We start from the raw sequence: 24,529 nt of genomic DNA on the forward strand, positions 1-24,529 counted from the left end.
TTTCGTTTCTACATTTATTATATATTTTTTCTTTAAAAGTATATAGTTTTAATTTTAAAATTATATACTAAAAAGTCGAGATAGAAATCATTTTCTGATTCCCATCTCGACTTTACGTTATAGACTTATATCCTATCATCATTTTATTTATACTCAATGACTTGAGAGCTACTTGGTTACATGCTCTTATTCATACATATACGAACGTGTCATCGGAATTGTATCATTAATCCCTTTTGTAAATACAAATTGATGTAAATCAATATTACCTGTAAAGAACGAAGCTGCACATGCATTTAAATATAAACGCCACATGCGGATAAATCGCTCATCTTTCGTTTTACGAACTTCCTCTAGTACGTTTTCAAAATTTCGAGCCCAATGTTGTAATGTTTTTCCGTAATGTCTACGTAAGCTTTCTACATCCACAATAAAAAATTGTTCGTTTGTCATGTTCGTGATTAATTCGTTCACAGCAGGAACATACCCACCAGGGAATATATATTTTTCAATCCAACCATTCGTAGCACCACCATTAGCCGGAGAAGTAATACAATGCAGTAGAGAAATCCCGCCATCATTTAATAATTTGTTAACTGTTTCAAAGTATTGCGTAATGTTGTCTTTTCCTACATGTTCGATCATACCTACACTAACAATTTTATCAAATTTATGATTCTTAATATCGCGGTAATCAAGTAAAGATACTTCAACTAAATCCGTAAGTCCCTCTTGTTTAATTCGCTCAGAAGTCTTAGCATATTGTTCCTCACTTAACGTTACTCCCATCGCTTTCACACCGTACTGTTTAGCGGCAGCTGTAATGAGTTCACCCCACCCACAACCGATGTCTAATAGCGTATCACCTTTTTGAAGGTTCAACTTTTTCAAAATATGATTCACTTTATTATGCTGCGCTGTCGTTAAAGAATCTTGCTCATTTTGGAAATATGCACAAGAATATGTCATTGTTTCATCAAGCCATAATTTATAGAAATCGTTCCCAATATCATAATGATGAGCAATATCATCTTTATTTTTTTGTTTTGAGAAATTCCATTTACTTTTGAAATATTGCAACTTACTATCACCTAAAAAGCTATCCTGCCTTTTATAAATAGATTGAATTGCTTTTTCAAGGTTACCCTCTATTTCAAGATCCCCATTCATATATGCTTCACCGAATGCAATAGAAGGATCCTTAGCGATTTCTTTTTTTGAAAGTGGCTTATGGAATGTTATGTGAAATTGAGGTTCCCCTTCGCCATATTGGATTGTTTCTCCATTCCAAAGTGTAATTTGAACTGGATCTGAAAACAGATTTTTGAGTATTTTTTTATAAAAAAGTTCTTCAACCATAAAAACATCTCCTACTAAAAAATTGAACAAAAAACTATACTAGTTAATAAGTCTTTTTGAACATAGCTTAAAATCGTTATTGTACTGACTTCTTGCTACGAGTGTCATTATAAAACGGTTATATTATGAAGCATAGTACGTACTTTAAAGTGATGTAGGCACTTTTAAGTACCCATGACTGAAACAGGTTCTCAAAAATTTTACTTTTCATCATAACAACTTTCTAAAGTTTTAAAACGAAAAACACCACCTCGTCATTAGGTGGTGTTTTCAATATTACATATAGAGATTTCACTTAACTTCTGTGTTTTTTCTATCTATGCATCGTTCTCCCCAATGCGGTTAATTGATTTAATACATTCTGTAAAGACCACCCATAATCGGTTAGAGAGTATTCTACTCGAGGGGGAATTTCTTTATAAATTTCACGTGTAATCACACCATCTTCTTCCAGCTCGCGTAGTTGCTGCGTTAACATTCTCACAGAAATTTCAGGAATCAAACGTTGCAACTCACTCGTTCGCTTCGTCCCTTTCGTTAAGTGACATAAAATAACGACCTTCCACTTTCCCCCGATAATTTCTAAAGTTGCCTCTATCGGTATATTGTATTGTTTCACACGATCTCCCTCCTTTTTTCTAAATTTCTTCTCTATTGTTGCGTAAAAACAAATAATTTTCTATACGGCACATTTTAGTTCCTACAGCACAAAAAAGTACCTATATTACAAAAAAGTAATTATGCTGCGTAAAAATCTCCCTCTATACAAAAAGAAAAAACGAACGTATTCTCGTTCGTTTTTTCTTTCTTTATTCAGCTGCTGTTATAAGCATAGATGTGTTCCCATTCTTTTCAAGATGATTTTCTCCCCAGTTACAAAGAGTATCGAGTATAGAATCTAAAGAATGACCGTAATCAGTTAAAGAGTACTCTACTTTTGGTGGCACTTGGTTATACACTTTTCTCTCGATTACACCATCTTCTTCTAATTCACGTAATTGTTGCGTTAACATCTTTTGTGTAATACCAGACATTAATTGTTTTAATTCGCACGTTCTCTTTTTGTCTTTCTTTAAATGACAAAGGATAACTACTTTCCACTTTCCACCGATAACCTCTAAAGTTGCCTCTACAGGAATATTGTATGTTTTCATATAAAAATCTCCTTTAATAATTTTATAAGACAAATAAGCTAAAATATTTAAATATTACTTTTAAGTATCTATAGCACCTTAAAGTACGTACTTTTTACCCTGTTAAACATGTTTCATAATAGCATACGTAAACAGCAGATGAGTAGTACGGCACCAAAAAGTACCTGTATTACTTTTTAGTATCTATATCACTTTAAAGTACGTACTTTTCATTATGTAAAATACATTTCATAATAGCATTTGTAAGGGTTGAGTGAGTCATGCAGTGTTAGAAATTACCTGTTAGTACCTTTACTTTAAAGTGAGTATTTTTCTCATACATTTTGTCAGACGATAAAATGACATGTTTTCATTTTCACATCCATTCACAATGAATAAATATTTTTCAAATACATTTTAGGAGGATATCTATAATGAGTAAATTACTAAAAGAAAAAATCGGGTTTGGTACAGCACCACTAGGAAATATGTACCGTAATATCCCAGAGGAAGAAGCAATCGCTACAGTGGATGCTGCTTGGAAGAATGGCGTTCGTTACTTTGATACAGCTCCACTTTATGGATCTGGCTTAGCGGAGATTCGTCTTGGTGAAGCACTATCAAAAAGAAATCGTGATGATTACTTTTTAAGTACGAAAGTAGGTCGAACTATTTCGGATGAATTAGAAGATCCATCTGCACGTGATTTAGGTGAAAAAGGCGGGCTTTTCGAATTTGGTCGCAAAAATAAAATGATCAATGACTATAGCACAGATGCAACACTTCGTTCTATCGAGCAAAGTTTGAAACGTTTAAAAACAGATCGTCTAGACTTTGTTTTCATTCATGATTTAGCACAAGACTTTTATGGTGATGCGTGGATTTCACAATTTGAAATTGCTCGAACAGGAGCATTCCGTGCGCTAACACGTTTACGTGAAGAAGGAGTCATTAAAGGCTGGGGGCTTGGAGTAAACAAAGTAGAATCAATTGAACTTATGCTTGATTTAGAAGAAGCGAAACCAAATATATCCTTATTAGCTGGTCGCTATTCATTATTAGACCACGAACGTGCATTGCAACGAGTAATGCCTGCAGCTGTAAAGCATAATATGGATATTGTTGTTGGTGGCCCATATAGCTCAGGTATTCTTGCTGGAGGCGCTCACTTCGAATATCAAAAAGCATCGCCAGAAATTATTGCAAAGGTTGAGAAAATCAAAGCTCTTGCAGATCGTCACGAAATCAGCATCAAAGCTGCTGCACTACAATTTTCACTAGCCAATCCAGCAGTTGCTGCTGTTGTTCCTGGTGCAAGTAAACCGGAACGAATTGTAGAAGACCAAAAACGCCTTAAATACAGTAATTCCAGCAGCATTCTGGGAAGAAATGCGCGAACAAAAATTAGTAGCACCTAATGCACCACTACCAATCAACGTAAAATAATTTGAAACCTTAATCAGTGGGGTCATCCCCACTGATTATTTGCTCGCAAATATCGAGATAAAAAGGAGCGTAATGAACATGGCACATACTACTACATCTATGGAAATTTTCGGTTCACCTGAACAAGTATGGCAATTAATCGGAGGTTTCAACTCCCTTCCAGACTGGTTACCTTATATACCTAGCAGTAAATTAACGGAAGGCGGTCGTGTACGTCATCTAGCTAATCCAGATGGCGATACAATTATAGAACGCTTAGAAGTATTCAATGATAAAGAACGCTACTACACGTATTCAATCATGAATGCACCATTCCCAGTCACTAATTATCTATCTACAATCCAGGTGAAAGAAGGTACTGAAAGTAACACATCGTTAGTAGAGTGGTCTGGTACATTCACTCCTGTTGAGGTTAGTGATGAAGAGGCAATAAATCTGTTTCATGGTATTTACAGCGATGGACTGAAAGCATTACAGCAAGCATTTCTAGATTAATTCATGTAATAAATTGAGACGAAAAAGTAAATTAACAGTCAAATATTCGATTTTTTTAGTTAAATTCATTATGAAAGATAAACAAATACAAATTTCATGCCTGCTTGTTATTGACAAGAAATAAAAAATACTACCTCCAAATGGAAGGTAGTATTTTTTTATTAATCAGGAAAAACAATTAATCCCTCTTCTTTTTCCTCCTGTTTTAAATCTTCTTCTGGGAAGGTTACAGTTGAATTTTTATCACCTGTTCTTTTTGTTTCTTCACCTGGAAATACGAAAGTTGAATTTTCTTTTCCTTCATTTTTTTCTACGTTATCTGGAAATACCATAGGATCATTGGTAGTCAAATCACTATGAAATCCAAGGTTAGACAAAATTGCTTTTAAATCTGGTAAAACCCCTATTTTATCAGATGATGGGTTATTAGACTTTGTGCCTGTATTAGGATTACTTAAAATTGCTCTCAATTCTTTTGGTGTATATGCCTTACCTAAATGTTCTTTAGCAATCCCTTGAATCGATACAGCAGCCCCAGCAATTATAGGCGAAGCGCTAGAAGTACCACGGAAATTAGAAGTATAACGATTAATTATGTTCTGATCTGTAACTTTTTGTCCTTTACTATTTTGATTTTGATATGTATCTAATGTATCAACATACTCTCCCCAACCATATACATCAATTCTACTACCATAGTTAGAGAAAGCTAAACGTTTATGAGGAACTCTTGCTGTAGATGCTCCAACTATAATAGCTCCTGAATCTTTAAAGTCTGGACTATTTCGATTTAAAATCTGCTTACCATTACGGTCTTTAAATTCATCTAAATCAATCCCACCATTACCAGCTGCTTCTACAATAATAATGCCTTTATCTGTACCTTTGCGAATTGCGTTAAATATACTCGGGTATACTTCTACTGGTAAAGGGTCATCTCCATATCCATCATATTTAAAGGATTCTTCTATTAATAAAACATCTCCAGCCTGTAAAGAATCTACGGCACTTAAAATAGCATCTCTTACATCGATTCTCCCATTATCTCGGATCACTGAAATTACTTTTGCCTTTGCTTTTGGTGCAATCCCAATATTCCCAATCCCATTGTCAGCTGCCGAAACAACACCTAGAACTGAAGTACCGTGAGAAAGATCATTACTCATTTTTCCAGACATAAATTCAATATTTTGACCGACTAAATCTTCATGATTTAGTAACCAGCCTTCTTCCAAATCTACAAAAGTTGCTCCCTGGCCATTTCCTCCTTTAATTCCCCAAGCATAAGGAGCATTAATTCCTAAAGGTGCCTCTTCAAGATATCCCTGTCTTGAAAATCTAGGTTCATCATAAGGATTGACTGATAATACAGGCAATCTCGAGCCAGTTGTTGTGTTTATACTCTTATTAGAACGAACTTGTATTTTACTAGAATCGTCATTAGCAGCATATACTGTATTTGTTACAAATGTCGTACCTACCCCAGCAAAAGTTGTAATTGCAAGTGATGATATTAACATACCTTTAAATTTTTTCATTTTTCCACCTCTAGTTTTCTATTAGAAATAACATATTTAATAATGTGTATGAACTGAAAAGCATTTTATCTTATTATAAAAATTAATAGATTTTTATAGCTTTTTGATTTACATAAAAACTCCCTTCATTCTTGTAATTCAATGTGGACATTTCAAAATAATAAACTTACTGTAACTATTATAGTTACACCTCTATTAATTTTCAACTACGAAATATAAATTTTTAAAAATAAATTTATATTATTAAAACAGCACTAGCCTTTTACTCACATAAAGTGAAACTTTAATCAGGGTTTTTTTGTTCATCCCCCACTGATTATTAGCCCTCACCAATCGGGCATTTACGGGCAGTTAATGCGGGATAAAAATGCAAAATATCTGTCCAAATTACAGCAATCAATAAGTTTATGGACTACGAAAGAAATACGAAAAAGCAAAGCGATATCGCTTTGCTTTTTTTATAAAATCCCTTTTAACTTTTCACCAATTAACTTCGCTAGATACTCATAACCTTCTGGACCAAAGTGTAATCCATCTTTTTCATCATTTTCTACAAACCTTTTATAATTCAGTTCTTGAATCATTTCAGCATACAAATTTAGAAAATAGCTTCCTGTTTCTTTTGCCACTTTCTCCACCACGTCTGCATACTGACAGAGCACTTCATTTGTTCTATTATGCTGCCTCTCTTCATCAACTGGCGCAGGGCTAATAAGCAGCACTTTACCTGACGAAACTTGGTTCACAATCTTCTCTAAGTTTTCTTTATATGCTTGTAATGACACTTGAGAAAAAGAAACTGCATCATTCGTACCAAGAAAAACTGTTACGAAATCTGGTTTATATGATATTACATCTTCTTCAATCCTATTTAACGCATCGAATGTATTATCACCTGGAACACCTGCATTCACTACTATCCAATTCGGAAACATCTCTTGCAAACGTGGTGTTAATCTCGGCATTCCATCATAAAATGTTTCATCAGCTGTAATACTATCTCCAAAACATACTAACGTTTTCATTAAGCTACTCTCCTTTTACGTATGAAACAACTTTCCTTCTATTGCTTTTATATATCTTTCAGCAGAACGTTCAACTGCCTCATTTGCATTTTCCTTTACTACTCGATGAAAAGCGTTGTATAAACGATTAAACTGTAACGGCTTCACTCGATTCACCATTTCTTCCACTTTCCTCGCTGGTAGTGGAATTAAGTTTGGATAGCTGTACATGAAGCTTACCCACCGCTCATCTGCTACAACTTGAATAATATCACCTGTTAACAAAATCCCTTTTCCATCATTACCTTCTTCCCAATGCAATACAGAACCACCACTAAAATGTCCTCCAAGACGATGTACAGTAATCCCATCAGCTAATTGTAAAGACTCACCAGACCAATAAATAATACGACTACTCGGACGCATCACCCACTCTTTATCATCTTCATGTATATAAATTGGTACATCAAATGTCTCTGCCCATTCTACTTGCGTTGAATAATAATGAGGATGAGACAATGCAATCGCATCTAATCCGCCAAGCTCTTTTATTTTCGTAATTGTCGTTTCATCTAAATACGTAATACAGTCCCACAGTAAACGATATGACTCTGTTTTCACTACAAATGCCGTTTGACCGATCGCAAATCCTGGTTTTGTCGTAATACTATAAAGTCCATTTTCCTCTTTAATTATTTCATTTTTATATGTATCATCTGTTTGCAAATTTTCTAAAGTCGTCCAAGACTGCCCTTTCGGATTCACATACTGCCTTTCTTCATCACAAATATGACAACTCACTGGTTCTTCTACACTCGCTGCATACTGCACGCCACACGTTGTACAAACGAAATTTTTCATCATAATTCCCCCTATCCCTAAATTTTTATTAAGCTGCTTTTTTATGTTCAATTAATAAACTTATAAAAGTAAGTAAATAGACAAATGTAACCGATAATGGAATTACAGTAAATCCTTTTTCGCTTCTGCAACATTCATCTCACCATCTCCCCTAAAAATATTTGTACTATAAAGTCACCTCAACCTCACCCATCCAATAACGCCAAGCTGCTAAATAATCTTCTAAATCTTTCGGGTGGTGCCGTAAACATGTATCTATACGCAAATATAATCCTATGACTATCTCTTCATATAAATCACGGTCATTTTTATGAAATACACATTGTTTCATCGCATAACCAATCGTTTCTTTTGTTAAATCTTCCGGAGTTGAACAGAACGCATAAATTAAATCATATATAGGATCTCCTAACACTGGTAAAGGATCAATTACACCGTGCAGTTTATTCTCTTGAAATATAAAATTATGAAATCCAAGATCACCATGCAATAAAAATGGCTGATTTATTCCAGTCCCCCTACTTGGACTATTTGCTAACTTAAAAACCGTTCTATACGCTTCCTCACTTATGTAACGTCTTACATTTTCATGAGCTTCCATCACATTTGTCGTTAAAAATTCATTCCAAGATTGAACTGGGTTTTCTTTCCATCCCCAGCCATCAATCTCTGTAGCTACTTCATACTTATTGATAACTTCCTTTACAAGTTTACAAAGAACGCTCCGTTTATGGCCTAGTTTGCAAAAAGTTGTGCCCTCAAGGAATGAGTAAACAATATAGCGATTTAAAGGTTCCTTATAAAAAAGCTTTGGAAATAATTCATCCTTTTTATAAAACTGAAGAAAATAAGCTTCTTCACGTATGACATCCGATTCATTCAACTTTACAACGTATTGTTCATCTAACAAATATATAGTACTTGTTGTTCCCCCGTTTAACACTTTTACACTATTTGGATAATGTGAAATCACTTTCTCCTTAACTAGTTGTGCAGTGATTATTGAAATATCCATTCTCTCACCCTTTAACTCCGAATATTCCCTTAATTCAAAAGACAACTTTACTATTATTTGACAAACATAAGGGAATCCCTCCTAAAAATCTTAATATAACAAAAGATAATTTTATTTCATTGCAACTGCGTCTTTCAATATTCCATCATATAGTTCATTCCATTGATGGTAATGCGATGTAATTTCTTCACTCCAAATGTTCTTCATTTAATCTAGTAATTTCTATTGAATTATCTCTTTCTTTTAACTTATGAGCCAAACTTTCTACACCAAACACTTCTGTAAACGTATGACTGCCTACAATTAAATTAATCCCTTTAAATTTCGCATGTTGCACTGTATATAATGTTTTTTCACCTGTTATGTACGTGTCACACCCTTTTTCTAATGCACGTTCAATCAAATTTGTATTGTTTCCTGCACCGGTTAAAATCGCAATCCGTTTTACTGGTTTATCGTGATTTCTCCAGCTCTTCACTTTCTCTTCCATTCTTTCTTCAAGTTTTCCAACTAAGTTTGAAAAAGGAATCGCTTCTTTATATTCTCCTATTCCCGGTAGTTCTTCTTCCTCATACGTGGAATATTCCAGTATTGTATCTATCCCAATTCCGTTAAATAACGATGTACATGTGCCAAACTTTACAAAATCTAACGGCAAATGAACCCAAAAATGATTCATTTCATATTGCTTCAATTTCTCAATACAAGCCTCTTCCATACCAAATAAAAAACTCCACGGCGCATGATGTGTAACTATCATATCGACTCCATTTCTATACGCTTCTTCAATAGTTTCTAACGTTAAATTTGTTGTGTAACCGATTTTGTGAAATTCATCTTTACTTATATGAGTAAAACCATATTCATCATCGCCGTATTTATGAAGATGCTCTCCAAATAGTGATGTTATATGTTCGTTAAACTGCTTTATATTCATTTTATTTCTCCTTTCATTTACTTTTATATTTCAAAAATAAGGAAATACTAAATAAAAACGTTACATACATATAGGAGGACACCATGAAACCTGAATTTTTAAAAGCTGTACATGATGCCATTGGAAACGTCGAACATATTCATATAGAAGAAAGCGGTGCTGACAGCTTACTTATCCATCATGATGATGCACAGCAATTACAACAAGTCGCTAAAACGCTAGAAAATAACAATTTTCGCTCTGCTTTAAGAACAACTGGAGATGCTTCGTATATTGAAGTGTTGAACAGATAATGAAAGTCCGGATGTATGCCGGGCTTTCTTTTTTATATTAAAACTTCAAACTCTTTCACATACACCGCTGTTCCAGCAATATCTATTTGTAACTTTTCGTTTTCTATCCCTTTCGTTACATAAACAGTTACACGACCATCTTTATTTATTTCCTGTCCTTGCTCAACGATTAAGTCCAATTCATGTTCAAAATCTTTCTCTAAATACTCCGCATAATACGCTCCCATTACACCTGAAGCTGTTCCTGTCACTGGATCTTCAATCGTCCCAGCATAAGCTGACGAGAAATGACGGCCATGCATTTGTGCTAGTTCATCATAAGTTTCTAGACAAATTGGGTGAATAGAAGCATTAGGTATTTCTTTTAATACCGATGGAAATGCAGCATTATTAGGTTTCATTCTCTCACACGCATCTAGATTTTTAATCGGCACAATTACAGTCCAGTTTCCTGTACTTCCATATACTATCGGTAAACTTACATCTAAATCATTTACTTCTAAACCAATACTATGAGCTAATTCTTCTTTTGAACCTGCAAAATCTTTAAACTGAGGTGCTGTCTGCCTCATTTTAATAAAGGTTTCTCCATTTTCATTTACAACTATTTGTATCGGTAAAATCCCTGCCTTCGTTTCAATCGTAAGGTTACTTTTCTCTTCTAATAAACCTTTTTCGCGCAAGGCATATATCGTCCCTACTGTCCCATGACCACATAAATCCATTTCAAAACCAGGTGTAAAATAGCGCATTCTTATATCTCCTACTTCTGAGGAAAGAACAAAAGTTGTTTCGTTATATCCAACTTTTTCAGCAATAATTTGCATTTCCTCTTCCGTTAATCCATCTGCTTCTAATACAATACCTGCTGGATTTCCCTTATTTGGTTTATTCGTAAATGCGTCATAATGAAATACGTTTATAGTCTTCATTTTCTTTTCCCCTTATTTGTCTATTTCTTTATTTTTATAATCAATAAGAAAATTGATCTAACCAACTTTCATAATCATCATTTTGGAACGGACGGATCATCAGTCTCTTTGTCTCTACCTGTAATAGCGGCAGCTTCATTTATATCTCTTCCCTCAATTGTTTTTCGAATATTCTTTATTATCTTACACAAAATACAAAATCTAGTAAATCATTATGTTTTTAATACATAAAAACCCAGTCATGCCTTATACATAACTGGGTTCTCCATCGTTTTATAATTTTCTATTTCACAAGAACTACATCTCGTAATTCCCTCTTCAACACTTTTCCTAAAGCGTTTTTCGGTAACTCGTCTATGAATACTACTTCTGGTATTTTATAACTTGCTAACTTCTCCTTACAATACTGAATAATACTTTCTTCTGTTAATGTTGTTTCGCCATCCTTCACAATGTAAGCTCTTGGAACCTCTCCCCAAAAGTCATCTGGAACTCCAACTACTGCAACTTCTAAAACACCTTGTATTTCATGAATAACATCTTCTACTTGATCTGGATATACGTTGTCACCACCGCGTATAATAACGTCTTTATATCTTCCCATAATATGCAGGAATCCATCATCATCTATCATGCCAGCATCGCCCATATTAAACCAGTTATCTTTTACTACCTTCTTTGTCGCCTTTTCATTATTCCAATACCCTTTAAACATGTATGGACTTTTCACATGAATCTCTCCAACTTCATTTGTTGTTAGTTCATGTCCTGTTTCCGGATGAACAATTTTCACCTCTACATTTTTCAAGGTTTTTCCTACAGAAGACATCTTTTCTTTTCCCATCATTGGATGCCATGAGGTTACAACCCAACCTTCTGTACTACCATAACCTTGCACCATATAGATTCCTTTTTCCATATATTTTTGAATGAGTGTTTCTGGCACTTTTGTACCACCGCTTTGTGCTACTTTAAAGGTTGAAATATTACGTTCTTTTTTATTTAATTCATCAAGCATGTAACTATAAACAGCAGGGAACGCAAGCATCGTAGTAATTTTCTCTTCTTCAATCTTATCCCAAATAATAGCAGGATTCGAATCAGCTAAGAAAATCATCGTAACGCCATGATAAATACAATTTAAAATAGAAAGCACGCCACTCATATGGAACAATGGATGCACAGATAAAAAGCGTTCACCTGCTGGGATTTCTCTTTGTCCCGCAATTTCAGCAAAATAGTGATGTAAGTTTTTATGTCCAATTACACATGCTTTCGCCTGTCCAGTCGTTCCTGAAGTAAATAAGTAAATGGCGTCGTCTTCTTCATGAACTTCTACGTTCGGTTCTGTCGTTGGCTGTTTTTGCAGCTCTAATTCAAATGAACCAAAACCTTCTTTTGTCGTTTGAATTACATAAGGAATTTCTTTAACAGCATCAACATTTAATAACACTTCACTAAATTCTTCATCAATAACTAACACTTTTAATTTCGCTTCTTTTACAATTGTTTCTAATTCATATACAGTAAGCTGATGATTTAGCGGAATAAATACCGCTCCAATTTTTAAACTTGCCATCATAACGCTTGGAAATGGGTGATTATTTTTGCATAGTATTCCTATACGATCTCCTCTTTGCACACCATTATGTAACAAATAATGTGCAAGCTGATTTACTCGTTCATTATATTGCTGAAACGAATATCTTTTCTTCCCTCCTACAAGCGCTTCCAAATTTGGTGACTGCATTGCTCTCTTTTGTAATAATTGTCGCATCGTTCTCAAGTAAAACTCCCCTTTATATATGTTAGGTTTTTTATTTTACCAGATTAACTATTAATTTACTAAAGATTACACTTAGTGAATATAAGAAAAATATAAAATAGCCATTTACTTCACAAGTAAATGGCTATTTTTCATTATATATTAGAATACTTCTTGTTCATTACATATTGCACATACTCAGGTGCACTTTTATCAATCTCTTCATCACTTAGTTTATATTCTGCACCATATAAATAAAAGGAAGGTATAAATTCCATACCTGTATATAGGCATGTAGCTTGGAATGGTTTCGTCAACTCATCCATTGTAATCCCACTATTTTCATAGTCTTTTTCTAATCCACCTATAGAAATAGCTACACCAAATTCTTTCCCCTTCACTTTATCTCCTTGTGATCCGTACGCAAATCCATATGTTAATACATCATCGAACCATTTTTTTAATAATGGTGGTGTGCTGTACCAGTAAAGCGGAAATTGAAATATATATCTGTCATGTTCTACTAATAACTTTTGCTCTTCTTCAATATTAAACTCCCAATTTGGTGCCACCTTATATAATTCATGCACCGTAATTTCATCTGAATGTTTCTCAAGTTCTTCTATCCATCTTTTATTAATTTTTGATTTTTCAATATGAGGGTGTGCTACAATTACAAGTGTTCTCATCATTTTCCAGCCCCTTTATAAATTAATCAATCCTTTACGTATTAGTATGAATGAGTTACATATAATTGAAAAGTACGTACTTTCAGGTACTATAGGAACCTTGAAGTACCTTTGGAGGTGTTATATGAATCAAAATGATAATTGCCCAATTGCAACAACACTCGATGTAATCGGTGGAAAATGGAAAGTTCATATTTTATGTATTTTGTCGGATGGAAAAATGCGAACAAATGAAATTAAACGAGAAATCCCAAACATTACACAAAAGGTTCTTACACAACAACTTCGGCAACTTGAAGCTGATGGGATTATCTATCGTACCGTATATCAAGAAGTACCACCAAAGGTTGAGTACACACTAAGTGAATACGGAAAATCTTTAATGCAAATAATGGATAATCTGTTTGAATGGGGAAAAGATCATCAAATTAAAAGATTACATGACTAAAAAAGCACTATATACTTTGTTTAATCCTCTACGTTCATATTTTTTATTTCTATAATTTTTATTTTCATCATTTTTTAGCTAACTTGTTTTCTTAGATTGATGGACGTGACCCCACATCCATCAATCTAAAAAGATACAATTAGAAAAATGAGATTTCTATAAAGTTTCGCATATAAACACTACTTCCGCCTCATTAAGCGCTCGCTCTACTTTTTCTAATCTCAATTGTACGTAAGCTATAAAGAAGCACCCCTAAACCGAGAATTTTTTCATTATTAGACGCATTAGAACCTAAGGTAATAGTAGGTACATTTAAACCCATTAAACCTTTCACTCCATTCTATAGGCATATAAAAAGATACTCCTTAAAAATAAAAAACGCTATTCTCTCTGTAAAATCATAGAAAAGAATAGCGTTTTTTATTTTGAAATAGAAGTCATTATTTAAACTAAACATGCTAATATTGATTTTGTGCGATTGTCAGTTACCTCATAATAAATTTCTAATCCTTTCCGAGTACCTGTAACCATTTTAGCAGCTTTTAGTTTAGATAAATGTTGACTAATTGTACTTTGAGGCATTTGTAAATCCCCATACATTGTTGTTACATTAGTAGGACCTTTTGCAAGCATTATTTTTACTAAAGATAGACGAACTGGATGCGCCAATACCTTTAACACCTCAGCGATTTCTTGAAACATTTCTTTTTTTTCTTTCATCTTATTTCTCCCCTTTTATATACATATTTATGTTATCCATATATATAATTCGAAGGTATATGCGTTTTTGTGTCCGTCATTTTAAAAAAATATAAAAAAACTTTAATCCGAAACTAAAGGATTAGCTTAACATACTGTCTCACTATTCATAATGAATAGGAATCTCGTTATAGAAGCAGCAGTTTTTATGCTACAACTCTACATTCAACTAACTAAAACTAATGAAAAAAAGAGCAGATAGTCCGCTCTTTTATGATGCCTCCTTATGTTCCGTGGAATGTTTAACACTCCCCAGTCTCTTTAGTTTATTCCACCCTACCGCTACTCCTCGAAGCGATGAGAATATAGATTTAATGACAACATAAGTCATAAATTGACGATAAATAAAACGTTGTAAAATTAACCATACTAATGGTTTCGGATTCTCTTCCTCTAATTTAAATGCAAATAGAGAAGCGAGAAGATCCATTAAAAAGAATACAAGATAAAATCCTAAAACTTTTAGCGGATTACTACTAAATAGTCCTATAATCATTAATATATCTGCAAAAGGAGCAATGAATTGCAGAACATATTGGAATAACCACATGTTAGGCAGTGCAATAAACCCTAATGTTTTATGTTTAGAATTACACAACGCTTTTCGATGTTTCCAAAGACATTGAAGTGTACCATATGACCAACGATATCGCTGTTTAATGAGACTTTTCACATCCTCAGGTGATTCCGTAAAAGCATGCGCTTTTTCTTCATATACAATTCTATGCCCTTGACGTAAAAATGTAATAGTAAGATCCGTATCTTCTGCTAATGTATCTTCGCTTAAATATCCAGATTCAACTACATTCTTCTTGCGCCACGCCCCAATAGCTCCTGGAACGACTGTAATACAATTTAACTCATCAAAAGCTCTACGTTCTAAATTAAACCCTGTAATATACTCAACATGTTGCCAAGTAGTTAACAAATTCCGTCTATTCCCCACTTTGACATTACCTGAAACTGCAGCTACATTCTGATCTTCAAAGTGTCTAACCATTAAAGAAATAGCGTCTTGCGCAATAATAGTATCCGCATCTAAAGTGACAATGATTTCTCCTCGCGATTGTTGAAACCCTAGGTTCATTGCCGATGATTTCCCGCCATTTTCTTTCTGAATGAAACGAACTTTAGGGTGTTTATAAAATGTTTCTTTCATTACTTTTGACGTACCATCTGTCGATCCGTCATCCACAACAATAACTTCAAATTCTCTATAATTACTATTCAAAATTGAGTGAATCGTCTTGGCTATCACCTTTTCTTCATTATATGCCGCTATGACAACACTAACAAAAGGTTGATAAGACGAATTAATATAGCGAGATAACGTTTTTCTTTTCTGCTTCCATGCAAAATAAATTAAGAATAAAAATCGAAAAATCCCTAATCCAATAGCAATATAAAAAATAGTAGTTAATATATGCTTAAAATATCCGGCTCCTGAAAAGACAGCTTTATTGTAAAGTAAATATTGCTTCCCCTCAGAAGAAACAGGAGGCATAATTTCATCTCGTTCTTTATTCATTAAATCTGAAATTGTTACAAAACTATATCCATGCTTTTTTAGGTCTTTAATAATGATTGGGAGCGCCTCTACTGTATGTGTACGATTCCCTCCCGCATCATGGGGAAGAATAATATTTCCCTCTCCCTTATAAATGGGGATTAAGAGCACGCTTTACTAATTCATTTGTTGATGGTGTTGCCCAGTCTTCGGGATCAACTTTTTCCGCTACCATTGTATAGTTCATATTTTGTGCACGTAAAATAGGCAATATTTCATTTGATGAATCCGGGTTAGCATCCGCTTCATATGGCGGTCTAAATAAAACCGTAGAATGTCCAGTTACTTCCTGAATTAAACGTTGCGTCGTATTAAGTTCTACTTTCGTTCGTAGTAAAGACGTATCAGCTATGTTAGGATGCTTGAAAGTATGATTGCCAATTTCATGCCCTTCATCGTATATTCTTTTTACAATACTAGTATTTAGTTGTGCGTTTTCACCAAGTACAAAAAAAGCAGCTTTTATTTGATTCTCTTTTAATATATCTAAAATTTCTGGCGTATATTTCGGGTCTGGTCCATCATCAAATGTTAATACTACTTGTTTCCCATTTGGTTTTCCATATCGTTGCACTTCATATGCAGATGGTAAGGATTGATATACTTCATCTGTAAGGTAACCATCTTTGCCTACTTTAAAATCTCTCAATCCATTTTTTCTTTCATTCTCAATCTGTAAAATTTCACCTTGTCCAGAATAATTTACTTCATCTAAACTATTGATTTTATGTAATACATTAGGATTTTTTTGTGCCTCAATCGGATTTTTTAAAACTTTCCATATTGTAGGGTCTTCTGCTCCTAGTCTCCATAACGCAAATCCCTTTGCATTATTGTCCATTGCGATTTTCACTTGATTATAGAGAGTAACGCCATCTAAGAACCAAGCAGTATGTTCTTTCTCTCCTGTTTTATATCTAAAATAAGGGTTCCCACTACTCTTATCCCATTGAATTTTCATATTTGAACCTTGAGCCATTGCCATAACTTCTGAAAAAGTTAATGATTTCGCTGGTTCTTTACTATTCACTTCCCAATCATATCCATAGTTACCGAAAGCAACTATAAGTTTATTAGACGGAATATTCAGTTCTTTCAATGTATGTTGGAACCACTTATTTGAAGCAATTGGTCCTGGTTCCCCGGCTCCATAGTGCTCATCGTACATCATTACAATCATTCGATCTATTATTTTTGCTAACGCACTATAATCAAAAGCCTTATCATTAGCTGGAACATCTTGTGTAACGAGCAAATCATGTTCATGAAATTCCGTAGTAAGTTCTTTCATAAAATTTGTTAAGTTTTCTCTATCACTTTCAGGTACGGCCTCAAAGTCAATATTAATTCCTGAAAAATGATTCTTTTTAACTTGGCTTACTAAATCATTAATAAACTTTGTCTTTACATCATTTGAGGAATTCAGTAACTTATGAATTAGCCCACTATCAGGACCAGAAGCTTCCTCAGTATAGTTAGTAAGCAAAGGCATAATCTTCACTTGATTTTTTTCTGCCAACTTTACTATCTCAGGTTTGATCTCACTTCTAATCGTTAAATCTGCTTTTAAATGATACCACTCTGGTACTAACGTAGTTAAGGAATCGATATTTTCTTTTAAAGAAGCGGTACTATTTTCATCCCAGTTTACGTAAAAACCATACACTTCTTTAGGTTGTTTACTATCCTTCGGCGGATTCACCAAATTTTTATTATCCTTCGTTTCGGTATTTGGGTTAAATTCTTCCTTCTTTAACTGCTGATCACTAAGTTTTTGATTAATTGGTACAAGTTTAGTATCTTGTTGTACAGCGGTATTCATATTTGGAATTTCTGGTGTTGAAAAAATACTTTGAAAGAAAAAATAGAATACAACACCTACACTAACTATTGAAATACATAGAAACGAAATAAAGGCTATGTTTCTCCTTCCTTTCGGATCATAAAAAACAGGTTTTTCTTTATCTTTTTCTTGTTGAATGTTTTTCTCCATTATATTTTTCACATACTCCTTCTTAATAGAACTATAGAATAATAAAGTGCAACTTTAATCAGCCCTCACCAATCGGGCATTTACGGGCAGCCCGATCCCCACCTAACTTCTTTGCTTCCACTGAATTTTGAGATGGAGGTCTTACTGCCCGGCAAATAGCGGGATAAATCCTTTTAGCTTTGAAATGAATCTCTCACTTCCATATTCTATTGATTCTTCTTTTCATTCCCTTGCTGGTGGCCTCTATTTTCTTGTTGAGACCCCCTACCATTGTTCCCTTGCTCGTTTCCGTCATTTTCTTTCTGGGATCCTCTTCCATTGTTCCCTTGCCCATTTCCATTATTTCCTTGTTGTGATTCTCTTCCGTTGTTCCCTTGCTCGTTCCCATTATTTCCTTGTTGAGACCCTCTTCCGTTGTTCCCTTGTCCATTTCCATTATTCCCTTGTTGTGATCCTCTTCCGTTGTTCCCTTGCCAATTTCCATTATTCCCTTGTTGTGATCCTCTTCCGTTGTTCCCTTGCCCATTTCCATTATTTCCTTGTTGTGATTCTCTTCCGTTGTTCCCTTGCTGATTCCCATTATTTCCTTGTTGAGATTCTCTACTGTTATTCTCCTGTTGATTCCCTCTATTTTCTTGCTGAGATCCTCTTCCATTGTTTTCTTTTATTTGCTTCGATGGCTGTCCCTCTGTTTTCTTTTGTTCTTTCTGCTCTTGCTTTTCATATTTTTTTTCTTTTACAGGAGATAAATCCATTGATGCATCAGGAGATGACTCCGGCTGTGATTGCACCTCTTCTTCATTTTCCACCGGATTAGGCGGCGTGGCAGGAGGAGTAAGCGATTTGTTTTTCTCATTCTCTTGCTTTATATAGACACCTGTGCCAATTCCAGCTTTTCTAGCATTCTCTCGTACTTGCATCGTGCTACTTTGATATTCAACTGTAATATGTTTTAACTCATATTCTTTCTTCAATTCTTTCATTGCCTTTTCTAACTGTGGTTCTAGCGCCTTGTCCTTTGCAACTGCTGTTAGCATAACTTGCTTATCATTCGTTAAATACTTATCCTCTTGACTTTGCTTTATAATAGTACGTATTACTTCTTGTAATTGTTTATTTTCCCATTGCTTCAATTCTTTTAAAATACGCCTTCCATCATCATTACAAGCCTGTAAATCTATAACACGAAAATCCTTCGTTACGCTCACCTCTAAACTTGGATTTATATCAACTGAGACGTAAGCAAATACTTTTTCTTCTGGTTGGTTGTAGAAAAACAGCACTGCAAATAGAAAACAAGCAACAAGTATTGATGCAGGTTTTAAAAAGGAAGGGATCGAAAAATGCGATGCTTTTTGTTCTTGCTCATCAAATGAGATTTCCTCCCCGATCATGCAAGAATCCCCTTTTCTTTTACACGTAATAAACTCTCCATTTGGTGTTAAAACAACTACGCTATGCTTTTTTATATCCATCACAATTCCTTTATTCATCATGCTTTTCCCCTCTTATGTAATCCAGAATATATGTATAGTTGTTTGCAAAAATAATACACATTGCAATAATGTATTTTCTATGTCGTTCCAACGTTTTACGACTTACCCTAACACGCGGTTCAATATGTTTAAGTGGTAACTTTTTCTTTCGGAACAGCTCTTCCATCATTTCCTCTTCTTTTATAATAATTTTTACAATTTCTATTAAGTGCTCACGCGTATCACGATGCTTAGGAGATTCTTTAGCAAGCTCTGAGAATGTGATTTTAAACTCAGCTAGCACACTTTGAAAATGAAGAATTTCCTCCTTACGGTTACTATTTTCCATCTCTTTCATATACTCTGTAAGCGACACTTGCATTTCTAACATTTCCTCTTGCTCATCTTCTTTTAAAAAGACAAAGTTATGTTTAGACTCCTTACGTATATAGTCAATTACATCTCTTTTTATAAGAAGATCAGCAAACGCTAAAAAGGATTTTCCTTTTGTATAGGAATACTGTTCAATTGCTTCGTTAAACGCAAACAATCCAATGCTATATTCATCATCCTGTTCTGTAATATACCGGCGGCAGACAGATGAGATTGATTTTCTAATAAAAGGCTGATACTGTACGATAAACGCTTCTTTATCTTCTTCGTTGTTTTGTATGTTACATACGATATCTTCTATTTTCGGTTTTCTTAAGATCTTCATTACTAAACTCAACACTTGTAATCTCCCAGCCTCCTTCAAATAGCAAAATGGCCACTACACAAGTGACCATTTAACCAGATTTTCTTGGTACTTTTCTTCGGTCTTGTTTTCTTGCTGTTAGTTATATTTTTCGAGTCTAACTTTTTCCAACGTTTTCTTAATGATTTTCCTTTTCTCTCGGCACTACAGTTAAGTTTGTATTTTTATCTACTTTCTTATTTTCTACCGTTCGTTTTGCTTATTCTTTTTCTATTTTATCTGCAATCCTTGAATAACTCTCCTCTATACCATTGGTAATTTCATCCTTTTATTTTGGATGCCCACCTAATCTAGTAATTTTATTAATGCTTCTATATTCTTTCATAGTCATTTTTCTTCTATTTATTTTCTTCACTATACATATTCGGAGGAATACATAGTTTTATGGGGGTCAAAAAATATTTTTATAAAAAAATACATATTTATTTCAAAAATAAAAACCACCAATTTGAAAAAGGATAATCAAATTGGTGGTTTTCTTATAATATCTATTAAATTAAGTTGGATTCTCATTATATCTAAAAAAGTACTAGCTATCCTCTTCTGATTTTCTCCATTTTTATCTTTCTTGGTTATCATAATATGTCTTATCTGCGTATTTTCTATCATTTCCTTTTAGATAAGCTAAAATTACTTTTGGATTTTTAAGTAAAGTCCAGTCTCCATATGTATCAAATCTTCTGCATGAAGTTATCATTCCATTTTTAATAGTACCGAATTTCTTATTATTTTTCTTTCCCCACTCTTTTAAACGTTTAGCGAAATCTGCATCTTCTGCCATAAGCATGTTTTCATTAAATCCGTTGATTGCCATAAAATCTTTTCTATAGCACCAAAAAATCCCTACAGATATAGCTCCGTACTTAAAAAGTAAGGGGATTATGATTAACATTGCGGAGAGAAATATTCCTAAAGATATTCTTTCAAACTTCCCATTTACCCCACCACCAATGTATTTACCTGAAGCTAAATATTTATCTACATTAGACAACATAGACTCTGTCATTATGGTATCAGCGTCTATAGTGACGATTATTTCTCCATTAGCTATTTTAGCCCCTGCATTTCGAATTTTAGATAAGTTTTTATCGTTATTTTTCAATGTAACACAATTATAAGATTTTGCTATTTCCTCTGTTTTATCTGTGCAACGATTTAAAACAACTATAACTTCTGTTTGCTCCTTATATGCCTCTGATGCCTTTGCAATTGAATCTAAACATTTTCTAATGTACTTTTCTTCATTGTGTGCAGGAATTATAATAGAAAACTTCACATCTTTTTTCAAATTGACTCCTGAAGATTCATTTGTCTCAGTCATAATATTCCCCCTTATTTTATAAGGTAAATATCTACTATACATAAATTATATTAATATTTATTAGGTTATATTATAGAAACTGAAGGTAAAGAGGCTCTTACTGTCGACGTTCAAAAGCAAGACGTACAGCAAGCCCCGTTAAAACACTTGCCATAAGCCAACGCTGCACTCGTAACCACGTTGGGCGTGTGCCAAACCATTTTGCAATTTTACTTGCTGTACATACAATTACAAGGTTAACTATAAAGCTAACAGTGATTTGCGCAAGTCCCAAAACTGCACCTTGAAAAAGCAACGATCCCTTCTCTGGATCTTCAAATTGAGGTAGAAGTGATACATACAAAATAGCAATCTTTGGATTCAGAAGATTCGTCATGAGTCCCATCAGAAATAATTTCCTTGGTGGCTCATTAGAAATCATACGAGGTTCCATAATAGATGTAGCACCCGGTTTAATCGAATTCCAGGCGAGCCAGAGTAAGTAAGCAGCACCTGCCCACTTTACTGCTTCATATACAGCGGGAACAGCAACGAATAGAACTGTAAGTCCAAACATAGTTGCGATTATATAGATTACAAATCCGAGCATGATGCCCAATAAAGAAATAAATCCCGCCATACGTCCTTGCGTAATGGAACGGGAAATGAGGTAAATCATATTAGGCCCAGGTGAACAAACCATGCTAAGCGAAACAATTGCAAAAGCTACCAATGTACTCAAGCTGACCATAAACCTTCCCCCTTTATTTTACATAAAATTTCCTATTGTACATTTTATCATGATTGAGGAGAGAAAAGATTAATATAAAACGATGCAGCTAAGTAATATTATCGGATCGAATGTATTGTAATCACATACTTCTCATTCTCTTAAGTAAGGATCTAAGAGTACCTATCCATAGAGCTACTAAAACCACTACAAATAAAGCTAAACAACATGTGATATTTCGAATCCATTTTTGTATATCACCAAAATACCTTTCTATAAATATAGCGTTGATAGTAAGCATAAGAAATAAAACAAAGAAAGGCAGCGAGGTATAGGTCCATTTTTATCTTCATGGCTGGAATTATACCCCTTACCAAACTTCTAAATGAAATGTATAGCTGAGTAGTTACCTTATTTTTCAAAAAAACATTCTGATTATTTCTTTTTCACTTCTTCTACAAATTCCCATGTCTCTCCGTTATCTTTTGATTGATAAAGTGCACTACTATCGCCATTGTAGTCTCCATCTGCCCCTTGTCCAACTAACATATGAAAAACCCCATCTTTCTCATATGGCATACTAGGTGAATCAAAAGGACTTATTGTGGACTGTGTATGATCTAATTTCACTTCATGCGGCGGATATTCTACCTTTTTAAAAGATACTCCCCCATCATCTGTGCGATATAACTCTCCTTCATTACCAGAAGGCCTAATTGCTCCTAAAAACCCAAGTTTATCATTTATAAAAGTGATTCCTGATACACTACCAATCCCCCCATTAAATGGGTCTGGATTGATAACCTCCCATGTTTTCCCTTCATCACTAGTCTTGCTTAATGAATAAAAGGCGCTCCCTAATGCTTTATCTGTCATATTTAGTTTATAACCAACTTCTTTCGATAGGAAAAACTGTTCTTTTTCATTCTTTAAATCTTGTTGTTTCTTCTCTTTAAGCATATCTTCTTTTGGAGGCGTCTTTGATTTACTCCAACTTGCGTCACTTATTAAATTATATCTAGCAGGGACTAGCTCTTGCTCTTTTCCAGGGACAAATATAGATACAGTATATCCAATGATATCAGAAGCTGCTTTTTTAAGACTCTGTCCCTTACCATCCTCAGTAATATTAATAATTCCCTCTGTATTGGATCCCCAATTTCTTTTTCCATAATAAATCAACCCATACTTACTTTCATTCCATTTTCTAACCGTTTGCTTAACTGGAATCGCCTTAACCGTTTCAATTAAAGGTTCTACTAATTTATCATCATTATAATCAGGCTTTGCGTATCCGTCTCGTATTATAGTAATATCTTCTGACTTCTTCTTATTATAAGAGATTAAATAAGTTTCTTCTTTCCCATCATCATTTTTCCCATAAACAAATGTATCAAACGCTGTGATTGTTCCATCTGAATGAAATGTAAGATCAAAATCAGTTGCCATATACAATTTCTTTGGCAAAGGATATTTTTTATTTATATCTTCAAAAATACCTTCTACTCCAGACTTATATATATTATTATGTTTAAGTTTAACTGACCTTTCATGTTTTAACTTTTCTATAAACCATGCCAATTTACCATTGTAATTTATTGCACTTTTATAAATCTGCATCCCATAAAATGATGTAATTGCAACAATAATGATAATAGAAATGGATCTCCATGCTATTGAATTTGTTAATTTTTTAGATTCATATTCTCTATTTTTTATCACCCGCATTGTAGTAAATGTAGTTATGGATATAAAAAGTACTATACATAATAACAAAATGTAAATATTATAATTCATTCTTCTGTACTTACAGTATAGGGCCAACTCATAACAAAAAATTCCGTATACAATTATTAGTATTGGATTTGTTACTAATGACAGAAGTATCCTTTTTGTATTTTCTCTAAATATAGAAACCACCCCTAATTACATGAATTACTGATATTAAGTATACTTTATTGTAAAGTAACAAAAAAGCTATTTAATCTTGCCGCAAAAAATACAATAGACATCTTTCTATTAAAGCCGTTTAC

At 33.9% G+C, this 24,529-nt stretch carries 21 protein-coding genes and 5 pseudogenes; 4 read left to right on the forward strand and 22 right to left on the reverse strand.

The annotated features are described in order from the left end of the window. Window positions 1-186: 186 nt before the first annotated feature. The 3 genes from BC_RS16995 to BC_RS17005 all read right to left on the reverse strand — a co-directional run bounded on the left by BC_RS16995 (window position 187) and on the right by BC_RS17005 (window position 2,513). Window positions 187-1,359, reverse strand: a complete 1,173-nt coding sequence (locus BC_RS16995) for a cyclopropane-fatty-acyl-phospholipid synthase (protein WP_000229037.1) — start codon at window positions 1,357-1,359, stop codon at window positions 187-189. A gap of 313 nt (window positions 1,360-1,672) precedes the next feature. Next, window positions 1,673-1,978 (reverse strand): winged helix-turn-helix transcriptional regulator, encoded by a 306-nt coding sequence (locus tag BC_RS17000; RefSeq protein WP_011110266.1) that lies wholly within the window; start codon window positions 1,976-1,978, stop codon window positions 1,673-1,675. 190 nt (window positions 1,979-2,168) lie between these two features. Beyond that, the gene (locus BC_RS17005; RefSeq protein WP_000860820.1) at window positions 2,169-2,513 is read right to left on the reverse strand and encodes a winged helix-turn-helix transcriptional regulator; all 345 of its coding nucleotides are present in this window, start codon (window positions 2,511-2,513) and stop codon (window positions 2,169-2,171) included. Window positions 2,514-2,926: 413 nt separating this feature from the next. On the opposite strand from BC_RS17005, the pseudogene BC_RS17010 reads away from it, so the two are divergent. Beyond that, window positions 2,927-3,938 (forward strand): annotated as a pseudogene (locus BC_RS17010) (aldo/keto reductase). A 78-nt stretch (window positions 3,939-4,016) separates the two neighbouring features. After that, the gene (locus BC_RS17015) at window positions 4,017-4,433 is read left to right on the forward strand and encodes an SRPBCC family protein (RefSeq protein WP_000951521.1); all 417 of its coding nucleotides are present in this window, start codon (window positions 4,017-4,019) and stop codon (window positions 4,431-4,433) included. A 161-nt stretch (window positions 4,434-4,594) separates the two neighbouring features. Here the strand turns inward: BC_RS17015 and BC_RS17020 are convergent, their stop codons facing one another. From BC_RS17020 to BC_RS17040, 6 genes and pseudogenes are all read right to left on the reverse strand, one after another. Further along, complete coding sequence (locus BC_RS17020; RefSeq protein ID WP_000713609.1) at window positions 4,595-5,971, reverse strand: S8 family peptidase; 1,377 nt, start codon at window positions 5,969-5,971, stop codon at window positions 4,595-4,597. Between the two features lie 458 nt (window positions 5,972-6,429). Further along, complete coding sequence (locus tag BC_RS17025) at window positions 6,430-6,996, reverse strand: SGNH/GDSL hydrolase family protein (RefSeq protein ID WP_000855217.1); 567 nt, start codon at window positions 6,994-6,996, stop codon at window positions 6,430-6,432. A gap of 15 nt (window positions 6,997-7,011) precedes the next feature. Beyond that, complete coding sequence (locus BC_RS17030) at window positions 7,012-7,839, reverse strand: MBL fold metallo-hydrolase (RefSeq protein WP_011110268.1); 828 nt, start codon at window positions 7,837-7,839, stop codon at window positions 7,012-7,014. Window positions 7,840-7,864: 25 nt separating this feature from the next. Further along, a pseudogene (locus tag BC_RS28460) lies at window positions 7,865-7,960 on the reverse strand (DUF7010 family protein); the annotation flags it as partial. A 42-nt stretch (window positions 7,961-8,002) separates the two neighbouring features. Further along, on the reverse strand, window positions 8,003-8,851 hold the full coding sequence (locus tag BC_RS17035; protein ID WP_002195676.1) for a phosphotransferase: 849 nt from the start codon (window positions 8,849-8,851) through the stop codon (window positions 8,003-8,005). Between the two features lie 187 nt (window positions 8,852-9,038). Continuing rightward, window positions 9,039-9,788, reverse strand: coding sequence for a Nif3-like dinuclear metal center hexameric protein (locus BC_RS17040; RefSeq protein ID WP_001022442.1), 750 nt, complete (start codon window positions 9,786-9,788; stop codon window positions 9,039-9,041). An 83-nt stretch (window positions 9,789-9,871) separates the two neighbouring features. On the opposite strand from BC_RS17040, the gene BC_RS17045 reads away from it, so the two are divergent. Next, the gene (locus BC_RS17045) at window positions 9,872-10,081 is read left to right on the forward strand and encodes a hypothetical protein (RefSeq protein ID WP_000801653.1); all 210 of its coding nucleotides are present in this window, start codon (window positions 9,872-9,874) and stop codon (window positions 10,079-10,081) included. Window positions 10,082-10,113: 32 nt separating this feature from the next. Here BC_RS17045 and BC_RS17050 read toward each other — a convergent pair whose 3' ends face one another. The 4 genes and pseudogenes from BC_RS17050 to BC_RS17060 all read right to left on the reverse strand — a co-directional run bounded on the left by BC_RS17050 (window position 10,114) and on the right by BC_RS17060 (window position 13,467). Further along, window positions 10,114-11,013 carry a PhzF family phenazine biosynthesis isomerase gene (locus BC_RS17050; protein WP_000849327.1) on the reverse strand — a complete coding sequence of 300 codons (900 nt, stop codon included), beginning with the start codon at window positions 11,011-11,013 and terminating at the stop codon, window positions 10,114-10,116. 46 nt (window positions 11,014-11,059) lie between these two features. Next, window positions 11,060-11,152: pseudogene (locus BC_RS27875) on the reverse strand (GNAT family N-acetyltransferase); the annotation flags it as partial. A 144-nt stretch (window positions 11,153-11,296) separates the two neighbouring features. Further along, window positions 11,297-12,790 carry a class I adenylate-forming enzyme family protein gene (locus tag BC_RS17055; RefSeq protein WP_002195674.1) on the reverse strand — a complete coding sequence of 498 codons (1,494 nt, stop codon included), beginning with the start codon at window positions 12,788-12,790 and terminating at the stop codon, window positions 11,297-11,299. Between the two features lie 143 nt (window positions 12,791-12,933). After that, window positions 12,934-13,467, reverse strand: a complete 534-nt coding sequence (locus BC_RS17060) for an NAD(P)H-dependent oxidoreductase (RefSeq protein ID WP_025921899.1) — start codon at window positions 13,465-13,467, stop codon at window positions 12,934-12,936. A gap of 124 nt (window positions 13,468-13,591) precedes the next feature. On the opposite strand from BC_RS17060, the gene BC_RS17065 reads away from it, so the two are divergent. Next, window positions 13,592-13,915 (forward strand): winged helix-turn-helix transcriptional regulator, encoded by a 324-nt coding sequence (locus tag BC_RS17065; protein ID WP_001072981.1) that lies wholly within the window; start codon window positions 13,592-13,594, stop codon window positions 13,913-13,915. 193 nt (window positions 13,916-14,108) lie between these two features. On the opposite strand, the gene BC_RS28230 is transcribed toward BC_RS17065, so the two are convergent. The 9 genes and pseudogenes from BC_RS28230 to BC_RS17105 all read right to left on the reverse strand — a co-directional run bounded on the left by BC_RS28230 (window position 14,109) and on the right by BC_RS17105 (window position 24,416). After that, a complete protein-coding gene (locus BC_RS28230; RefSeq protein WP_002026084.1) occupies window positions 14,109-14,237 on the reverse strand; it encodes a hypothetical protein in 129 nt (42 codons plus the stop codon). A 122-nt stretch (window positions 14,238-14,359) separates the two neighbouring features. After that, window positions 14,360-14,635 carry an ArsR/SmtB family transcription factor gene (locus BC_RS17070; RefSeq protein ID WP_000660066.1) on the reverse strand — a complete coding sequence of 92 codons (276 nt, stop codon included), beginning with the start codon at window positions 14,633-14,635 and terminating at the stop codon, window positions 14,360-14,362. A 250-nt stretch (window positions 14,636-14,885) separates the two neighbouring features. Next, window positions 14,886-18,234: pseudogene (locus BC_RS17075) on the reverse strand (glycosyltransferase). A 206-nt stretch (window positions 18,235-18,440) separates the two neighbouring features. After that, window positions 18,441-19,730: an anti-sigma factor domain-containing protein gene (locus tag BC_RS17080; protein WP_000981223.1), complete on the reverse strand. Its 1,290-nt coding sequence runs from the start codon at window positions 19,728-19,730 to the stop codon at window positions 18,441-18,443. Continuing rightward, on the reverse strand, window positions 19,720-20,442 hold the full coding sequence (sigI, locus tag BC_RS17085) for an RNA polymerase sigma factor SigI (RefSeq protein ID WP_002082432.1): 723 nt from the start codon (window positions 20,440-20,442) through the stop codon (window positions 19,720-19,722). The genes BC_RS17080 and sigI overlap by 11 nt, the downstream gene beginning before the upstream one ends. Before the next feature lie 583 nt (window positions 20,443-21,025). After that, window positions 21,026-21,787, reverse strand: a complete 762-nt coding sequence (locus BC_RS17090; RefSeq protein ID WP_000141006.1) for a glycosyltransferase — start codon at window positions 21,785-21,787, stop codon at window positions 21,026-21,028. Between the two features lie 97 nt (window positions 21,788-21,884). Beyond that, a complete protein-coding gene (locus tag BC_RS17095) occupies window positions 21,885-22,517 on the reverse strand; it encodes a LysE family translocator (protein ID WP_000254112.1) in 633 nt (210 codons plus the stop codon). A 121-nt stretch (window positions 22,518-22,638) separates the two neighbouring features. Further along, a pseudogene (locus BC_RS17100) lies at window positions 22,639-22,824 on the reverse strand (DUF3963 domain-containing protein); the annotation flags it as partial. Window positions 22,825-22,931: 107 nt separating this feature from the next. Continuing rightward, the gene (locus BC_RS17105) at window positions 22,932-24,416 is read right to left on the reverse strand and encodes a WD40/YVTN/BNR-like repeat-containing protein (RefSeq protein WP_011110271.1); all 1,485 of its coding nucleotides are present in this window, start codon (window positions 24,414-24,416) and stop codon (window positions 22,932-22,934) included. Between the last annotated feature and the right edge of the window lie 113 nt (window positions 24,417-24,529).

This window comes from Bacillus cereus ATCC 14579, assembly GCF_000007825.1.
Classification (GTDB): domain Bacteria; phylum Bacillota; class Bacilli; order Bacillales; family Bacillaceae_G; genus Bacillus_A; species Bacillus_A cereus.